Here is an 8158-nt window from a genome sequence, read left to right as displayed (position 1 = left end):
ACAACGCCGTCGTCTCTGCGCAGCACCGACAGGGTGTCCCCCCAGGTGGTGGCGAGCAGCCGAGATCCGTTGGCGGCGATGATGTTCAAGCGGGCGCTGGAATCGGCGCCGCCGACCTCGACGATGGTGTCGCCCAACCGTTCCAGGCCGCGGTCGAAGATCAGTGCCGCGAGCAACGCGCTGTCGACGACGGACTCGGCCGCCGGTGAGAGGGGCAGGACGGCGCGGTCGACGACACCGTTGTGCGACAGCAGCCACTCGCCGTCGCTGAACGGCGCCGATGCGGACGGCTCGATGGGCATGCCGATGGTCGCCGACCGGACGGCCGCGACGACGCACCCGCTGCGGACGGCGGGCGCCACCGAGGCGAACGACGCATCACCCCACAGCGGCGCGGCGCTGCGCCACCGGCGCGGAACCCCGTCATCGAAGAAGCCCGCCCCCCAGCCGTCTGCGTTGACGACGCCGTGCTTCTGCCGCCGTGGTGAATACGATTGCACGAGAAGGCCGTAGGGCTGGTCGAGGACGAGCGACGACAGCGGCACCGGTTGCCCGAGCCAGCCGAGATGACGGCACATCAGCGATTTTCTCTTCGCGCAAGCGGCTCATCGTCGACGTCCCAGGCCAACCGCAGCCCCGAGAAGATCTGGCGGCGGATCGGGTGGTCCCAGTTGCGGAAGCTCGGCCGCAGGATGCTCGTGGCGACCGACCACGCGCCGCCACGAAGGATCTTGTAGTCACCGTCGAAGAACGGGCGCGAGTACTGCTCGTAGAGCATCGGCGTGAACCCCGGCCATGGCCGCAGCGCAGACGTGGTCCACTCCCACACGTCACCGAGCATCTGCTCGGCGCCGTAGGCCGAAGCTCCCGCCGGGTAGGCCCCGACCGGCGCCGGCCGCAGCGCCTCGCCACCCAGATTCACCAGCGCCGCAGTGGGTTCTGAAGCGCCCCACGGGAATCGGCGGCGCGCGCCCGCCGCCGGGTCCCACGCGCAGGCCTTCTCCCATTCCATCTCGGTGGGCAGTCGGGCGCCCGCCCACGCGGCGTACGCCTCGGCCTCGAAGAAGGTGACGTGTTGCACGGGTTCGTCGGCCGGGATGTCCTCGACGTATCCGAAGCGCGTGCGCGTCCCGTCCGTTCCTTCCCCCGTCGCTCCGATGTTCCAGAACTTGGGCGCCGTCAACCCGGCCTCGAGGCGGTGTGCCCAGCCAGCCTCGGACCACCAACGCGGCTCGCGGTAACCGCCGTCGTCGATGAAGCCGCGCCACTCCCCGTTCGTGACGGGGACGCGTCCGATCCGAAAGGACGGCACGTCGACGACGTGCGCGTCGCGTTCATTGTCCAGCGACATGGGCTCCTCGGCGGCCGTCACGCCGAGGATGAACGGGCCGCCCTGCACCAACACCGACGTGCCCGCCACGTCGGAGCGCCCCGTTGGCAGCGGTGTGCCGCGGCCCAGGATTGGTGGCCCGGTGCGGATGCTCAGCGCCTGCAGCATGGTCTCGTCGTGCTGGTTCTCGTGGCTCACCACCAGGCCGAAGACGAAGGCCGCGTCGACACCGGTGCCGTCTTCGGTGGGCAGGACGTCAAGCGCGTCAAGGGCTTTCGCGCGCACGGTGCCGCAGAACGCCCGCGCGTCCTCGGGAGGCAGCAGCGGAAGGTCGACGCGACTGGCACGTGAGTGCGCGAACGCGTCGTAGAGCCCATCGACGGCCGGCGACAGCAGCCCGGGCCGGCGCGGATCATTTCCGCGAAGCAGCCACATCTCCTCCTGCCAGCCGATGTGGGCGAGATCCCACACCAGCGGGCTCATCAGCGGGTCGTACTGACGCAGCAGTTCGGCGTCGTCGATCTCCACCAGCGCCAAGGTGCGTTCCCGCGCCACGGTGAGGTCTTTGGCCAGCGCTTCTCGCGTGGTCACACCGTTCCCCCCGCCACTCGGCTCACCGCTTCCTGGACTCCATTGCCGACGACGAGATCGGAGAAGTCGTCGGCCGAACTCCTGCCCTGTTCCACCTGACTCAACAACCTCTGCATCGCGTCGTGTAATTCCGCGGGTGCCAGTTCGGCGGCGGTCCGGACGCAGAGTACGGCCGCCTCCCGCAGCCGCGGGTCACCGAGTCCGACCCGGGCGGCCAGGTCCCACTCCGTGGCGACCGACTCCGTGACCTCCGCGGCGACCTCGGCGGCCGCGGGATCGTCGAGCAGCGTGGCCAGCGTGAAGACGACGGCGGGCCAGACCTCGTCAGGGGTGCTGTCGAGGTAGCGGATCTCGAGGAATCCGCGCGGCCGCACGGGCGGGAACAACGTCGTGAGGTGATAGTCGAGATCCGCCCCGGTCGGGCGACGACCACCGAGCAGCGCGCGGCCGTCGGCCCAGTCGTCGAAGGGCACCACCTCGGTCATCGGCACCGTCTCGGGACCCTGCACCAGCATCACCGGCGCTTTGAGCGCATACCGGACCCAGTCCGCAGCCGGATCACCGCCGCTGGCGCCGAGCACGGGACCGCAGCGCGCGGAGTCGAGCTGGCTCCACACGCGCTGCCGGGTGGAGCGCCAGCCGGAGAACTCGGTGCCCAGCAGCGGCGAATTGGCGGAGATGGCGATCATCGTCGGCCCGAGCGCGTGCGCGAGGCGAACCCGGTCCGCCCAGCCTTCGCGCGGGCCGGCGTCGAGATTGACCTGCACCGACGCGGTCGACGTCATCATCGCCGCGCCGGCGTCGGTGGTGCCACTGGCCGTGAAGAACTGCTCCATGGCGCGGTAGCGGTCGCCCGGATTGACTCTCTTGGGTGGTCGCAGCGGGTCGGCGCCCAGCAGCACCAGGCCGAGACCGTGCCGAGCGAACGCGTCCCTCAGCACTGACCGGTCGGCCCGCATCGCGTTGATCGCGGACAGTGCCGAGTCGGCGGGCAGGCCGGACAGCTCCACCGCCCCACCCGGCTCGACGGTGATGGGGCTGCCGCCCGGCAACGCCGGAACGTGGGCGATGACCTGCGAGAGTTCGTCCCAGGACGGGCGTCGCATGGGATGGGTCAGGTCGAAGCAGTGTGCCTCGATCTCCAGTCCGACCTGACCGACGGGACCGTCCTTGAGACAGTCCCCGCCGATGCGCGACGCGGCGTCGTCGGAGTCGACGAGTTCGGTCCCCGCCGCGTCGTCGGGCCGGGTTCCTCGAAGATCCGCGGTGGTGGTCATGTCAACCATCCCCTCCCCGAGGAGCGAGCGCGGGCAGCTCGATGTGTGCCCTCGTTTGTCGTGCCCTCGTGTGTCGATGCCCCTCCATCTTCCAGAGGACACCGACAATGTCGCGCGAATTTTCGGTTACGGCTTGTTTCGTGGGTCCGAAACCGGCGACCGTTACTGACCCAGCGAGTTCTGCATGGCGCCCGCCAGCACGTTCACCGCGGGCCCACCGTTGCCAGGCTGACAGACTTTCGCTTGCAGCAGAACGTTCTCGCGCAGCCTGGTCTGAATGAAGCACCGCCGGTCTGTACCCGCTTCCTGCTTGACCCACACGGCGTCGGTACCGGTGGGCGGACCGCCGGTGAAGGACCAGACCTGGGTGACGAAGTCGTCGAGGTGCATGGCGCTGGTCTGCCCCGAGCAGCCGACGGTCCTGTCGGTCACACGGTGGAAGGCGCGGTTGGCGGCGTCGTTCGTGGCGAACACACCGACGGCCTGTTTGACCAGGTTGGTGTCGTCGTTGGCCGCCCGCTGGGCCACCGCTCCGTTGAACGAGGCGAGGTCGGGATCCTCGTACACCTCGGGCAGTCCGATGTCGGCCCAGTTGTTGCACTCGGGGACGTCGACGTAGAAACCCTGGAGGGGAGCGGTGAACGTCGATTCCCACGCCATCGGGGCGCCGACGACGTTGCCCACCGACCCCTTCCCGAGTACGGCGTAGGAGACGACGCCGGGATCGGACGGGCGCGCGGCGGCGGGCGCCGCCAGGGCTCCAGCCAGGACGACGCCGGTCACCATGACACCGGCGGCCGTGCTCCGCATGCGACTAGACGACCTTGGCCGACAGCTTGACGTCGATGTTGCCGCGGGTGGCCTTCGAGTACGGGCACACGCCGTGCGCCTTCTCCATCAGCTCGTCGGCCGCACGCTGCTCGAGTCCGGGCAGGTAGCCGATCAGATGGGCGGTCAAGCCGAAGCCACCCTCGGAATCCTTGCCGAAGCCGATCTGCGCGGTGATGCCCGACGCGTCGTCGATGGCGATCTTCTCGTTCTTGGCGACAAGCCGCAGGGCGCCGAGGAAACAGGCGGAATAGCCGGCCGAGAACAACAGCTCGGGGTTGACGCCCTCGCCGCTGCCGCCCATCTCCTTGGGCGGGCGCGTGTCGAGGTCGATCTTGCCGTCGGCGGAGTTCACGTGTCCGTCGCGACCTCCGCCGGTGGCCGTGGACTCTGCGGTGTAAACGACTTCGATGCTCATGCGCTCGATCATGCCAGCTGCGGGAGGACGGCAACGCGGCCCCGACGGTTAGAAGTCCGGCGGTTAGAAAATCGTCAGCGTGCAGTAGGTACGCGGCGGCGACGGGTAGGGCCAGGCGTACTGACCCGCGGATGCGGGGCACGCTTGCTGATCGCGCACATCGAGGCGCTGGGTGACCTGGACCAGCACCCCCTGCAGGCCGCGCTCGGCGCAGTCGGCCAGCGCAAGCATGCCGATGGGCATGTCGAGGACATAGCAGTGGTCAGCGACGAGATTGGGGACGAGGCACAGCTGCGCCGTCGAGGGGTCGGCGAATTTCGTTGGCACGTGCTGGTATTCGGCACTCGGGCACGATCCCGATCCGTTGGCCATTGCGCCCACCGTGTAGCTAGGGTCGGCGCTGCACGACACCTTGGTGGCGCTCAGCGTGTCCGGGGCCTTCGCCGGGATCGAAACGCAGTCGCCGACGGAGAACACCTCCGCCAGACCGCGTTGCGGTTCGGGGTCGTGCGATGCACAGCCACTCGTCAGGGCGAGCAGGAGTGCCGCCGCCGAAACGAGGAGCGCCATCCTGGTCGCAGGCATGCGCGTCATGGTTAGCGACACTCCCACGTATGAGGGCATGTCGCCACACATTCCCCAAAGTTCTCAATAGTCCCACAGACCCCAGGAGAATGACGTCTATGTAGTTCACACCGGCGTGTCGACTCGTCTGCCCCCACGCCGAGTTCGTTCGCCCACGGGCGCTAGCCGCCCGCCTTGGCGCGCACTCCCTCCTCAACCTTCTTGCCGAGATCCGGGTCGACGTTGCGCCAATACTCGAACACCCGCGACAGCACCGGCTCCTTCACACCGTCCAGCACGTGCCCGATGATGTTGGAGGCCAATCGATCCCGTTGGTCGTCGTCCATGACCTCGCGGACGAGGATGCCCGCCTGGCCCCAGTCGTCGTCCTCGGGACGCAGCGAGTACGCCATGCGGACCATGTCGCCGTCGGACGCCCAGTGCACCTCGGCAGCACGTGCGGGATCGGCCACCGGGCCGCCCACCGAGTTCGGCGCGTACACCGGATCTCCTGCGAGGCGGATCCGCATCGTCCCGTCCTTGGAGTAAGCGTTGACCTCGACCTTCGGCTCGTTGTCCGGGATCTGATTGTAGTTCACCCCGAGCCGGGCGCGGTGCGCGTCGGAGTAGGAGAACCCGCGGGCCAGCAGCATCTTGTCCGGCGACAGGCCGGTGCCCGCCACGATGTTGTTCGGCTCGAACGCGGCCTGCTCGATCTGCGCGTGGTGGTCGACGACGTTGCGATCCAGCGTCAACTTGCCGACATCGATCAGCGGGTAGTCCGAATGCGGCCACACCTTGGTCAGATCGAACGGGTTGTACCGATAGGTCTTGGCGTCCTCGAACGGCATGACCTGCATCTTCAGCGACCAGCTCGGGTGGTTGCCCGCCTCGATCGAGTCGTACAGATCGCGCTGGTGGTAGTCGCCGTCCGCACCGGCCAACCGGTCACCTTCCTCCTGGGTGAGGAAGTCGATGCCCTGGTCGGTCTTGAAGTGGTACTTCACCCAGAACAGTTCATCCTTCGCGTTGACCCAGCTGTAGGTATGGCTGGAGTAGCCGTTCATGTGCCGCCACGTCTTCGGGATTCCCCGGTCACCCATCAGGTAGGTGACTTGGTGCGCGCTCTCCGGCGACAGAGTCCAGAAGTCCCATTGCATGTGGTGGTCGCGCAGATTGTTGGCGGCCATTCGCTTCTGGCTGCGGATGAAGTTCTGGAACTTGATCGGGTCGCGGATGAAGAAGACCGGGGTGTTGTTGCCGACGATGTCCAGGTTGCCCTCCGACGTGTACAGCTTCAGCGAGAATCCGCGCGGATCCCGCCAGGTGTCTGGGCTGCCACGCTCGCCTGCCACGGTCGAGAACCGGATCAGCGTGTCGGTCTTGGTGCCGGGCTGAAAGACCGCCGCCTTGGTGTACTGGCTGACGTCGTTGGTCACCTGGAAGTGCCCGAACGCGCCGCCACCCTTGGCGTGCGGCTGGCGCTCCGGGATGCGCTCCCGGTTGAAGTTGGCCATCTGCTCGATCAGATAGTGGTCCTGCAGCAGGATCGGCCCGTCGGGGCCGACGCTCAGTGAATGTTCGACGCTGGGGACCGGTGCTCCACCGTCCGTCGTCGCGATCTTCTCGGTCATCTGCTCATCCATCTCCCGGTGGTTCCGCGACCACTCGGGGCTGGGCCGCATTTGCGTCGAACACACCGCCTCTCTTGAAATTACCCGCCAAACTGCCGTCCCATACGTGTTGGCGGCATGCAAAAACGACGGTGCCCCACTCACCACGTGAATGAGCGGGGCATCGCGTCGGTTGCCTTCAGTTGTCAGCGCGTGGGTTGCGTCGACTGCCCGGGTCCGCCCTGTCCGCCTTGGACCTGTTGACCGGGTCCGCCCTGTCCGCTTTGGCCCTGTTGACCGGGTCCGCCCTGTCCGCCTTGGCCCTGTTGACCGGGTCCGAAGCCGCCGGGTGCACCGGGACCGAAGCCGCCGAAGCCGCCGGGGCCGAAGCCACCGTGTCCCCACTGTCCCCCTCGTCCCTCTTGCCCCCCTTGGCCGCCCCGCCAACCGGGTCCGCCCTCGTGATGCATCTGGCTGCCGCCATCGCGGTGATGGCCACCGTGATGATCCCCACCACCCGCGCTCGCGCCGAGCACGAAGCCGGTGCCGAAGATGACGGCGACGATGAACACGACGCCCGCCACGATGCCGACCCACGCGGCAACGGCATTGAGCTTGCCGCGCCGGCGCCGCTTGCCGACGTCGCGCGTCTCGACGACGGTCGGTGTCGAAGTGGTGGTTGGGGCCGGTGTCGTAGTGGTGTCGATCGGGCCGGTGGCTGGTTCTGGGGAGGGCGTTGTTTCGGTCATGTTCCCAATGATGGCCGCGCTGGTGATGCGCCAATCATGAATCACCTATGAATCCGCTATGAGCCCTCCATGCCGCCCCCGTGCGATTATCTCGGCGGTTCGCCAGGCGTCGGAGTCGACGGCGTCTGCGGCGACATCGGGAATTGCGGGAACAGGTTCGGCAGCTGGAAGGTCGGTCCGTTGGGGACGACGATGCCGGGACCCGGCCGCTCGAACTGGCCCCGCGGCATCGGAAAGATCATGGGCCCACCCTGCTCGGCGCCCGCGGCGCCCCGGTCCACGGGCTGCGGGGCGGTTTCCCGGCCGAAGTAGAACCCCGAGCCGAACAGTACGGCGACGATCACCAGCGACCCGGCGGCGATGCCCACCCACGCGGCCACCTTGTTGAGACGACTCGGCTTGTCCTGGGACACCTGCGGTGGCGCCTGCGTGATCGGCGGATACCCATAGCCCTGCGGAGCAGGGGGGTAAGGCGCCTCCGGCATCACTGAAGTGTGGGGGCCGGTCGGAGCTTCTCCGGGATACTCGACTGTTTCGCTCATGGGTCCATGATTCTCGTCCCATCGAGGGCGACTCTTCAAATTCCTCGTGAATCGGCTGCGAAGTGGGTGCGGTCACCACGGCCGACGGTAGTCAGGCCGGCGGTAGCTGATCCCAGGGCTTGAGCGGGTTCACTGCGAACTGGATCACCCGGTACGGCGCATTGTCGGCCCGCGGCAGCGTGTTCCACTGACTGACGAACACCCGCAGCTCGTCGAGCGTGGACCCGGGTGAGATGTAGCCACCGT

The 8158-nt window shown here is 67.8% G+C and carries 9 protein-coding genes and 1 pseudogene; all 10 read right to left on the bottom strand.

The window, feature by feature from the left end; genetic code table 11:
* A partial coding sequence (egtC, locus tag QOI01_RS26640) for an ergothioneine biosynthesis protein EgtC (RefSeq protein WP_526386164.1) occupies positions 1-578 on the bottom strand: 578 nt, incomplete at its 3' end.
* Complete coding sequence (gene egtB, locus QOI01_RS26635; protein ID WP_526386163.1) at positions 578-1921, bottom strand: ergothioneine biosynthesis protein EgtB; 1344 nt, start codon at positions 1919-1921, stop codon at positions 578-580. The genes egtB and egtC, both read right to left, overlap by 1 nt.
* Positions 1918-3207, bottom strand: a complete 1290-nt coding sequence (gene egtA / locus QOI01_RS26630) for an ergothioneine biosynthesis glutamate--cysteine ligase EgtA (protein ID WP_526386162.1) — start codon at positions 3205-3207, stop codon at positions 1918-1920. The genes egtB and egtA overlap by 4 nt, the downstream gene beginning before the upstream one ends.
* A 153-nt stretch (positions 3208-3360) precedes the next feature.
* Positions 3361-4008, bottom strand: a complete 648-nt coding sequence (locus QOI01_RS26625; protein WP_526386161.1) for a sensor domain-containing protein — start codon at positions 4006-4008, stop codon at positions 3361-3363.
* Positions 4009-4012: 4 nt separating this feature from the next.
* Positions 4013-4444, bottom strand: coding sequence for an organic hydroperoxide resistance protein (locus QOI01_RS26620; protein ID WP_526386160.1), 432 nt, complete (start codon positions 4442-4444; stop codon positions 4013-4015).
* A gap of 63 nt (positions 4445-4507) precedes the next feature.
* Positions 4508-5029: a hypothetical protein gene (locus QOI01_RS26615; protein ID WP_526386159.1), complete on the bottom strand. Its 522-nt coding sequence runs from the start codon at positions 5027-5029 to the stop codon at positions 4508-4510.
* A gap of 161 nt (positions 5030-5190) precedes the next feature.
* Positions 5191-6642: a catalase gene (locus QOI01_RS26610; protein ID WP_526386158.1), complete on the bottom strand. Its 1452-nt coding sequence runs from the start codon at positions 6640-6642 to the stop codon at positions 5191-5193.
* A gap of 185 nt (positions 6643-6827) precedes the next feature.
* A complete protein-coding gene (locus QOI01_RS26605) occupies positions 6828-7370 on the bottom strand; it encodes a hypothetical protein (protein ID WP_526386157.1) in 543 nt (180 codons plus the stop codon).
* Between the two features lie 86 nt (positions 7371-7456).
* Positions 7457-7912, bottom strand: coding sequence for a hypothetical protein (locus QOI01_RS26600; RefSeq protein ID WP_526386156.1), 456 nt, complete (start codon positions 7910-7912; stop codon positions 7457-7459).
* Positions 7913-8003: 91 nt separating this feature from the next.
* Positions 8004-8158 (bottom strand): annotated as a pseudogene (locus QOI01_RS26595) (DUF4185 domain-containing protein); the annotation flags it as partial.

This window comes from Mycobacterium sp., assembly GCF_032162605.1.
In the GTDB taxonomy this organism is placed as follows: domain Bacteria; phylum Actinomycetota; class Actinomycetes; order Mycobacteriales; family Mycobacteriaceae; genus Mycobacterium.
Note: the sequence above shows the minus strand (reverse complement) of the source record. Positions and strands in the feature narration are given on the sequence as shown.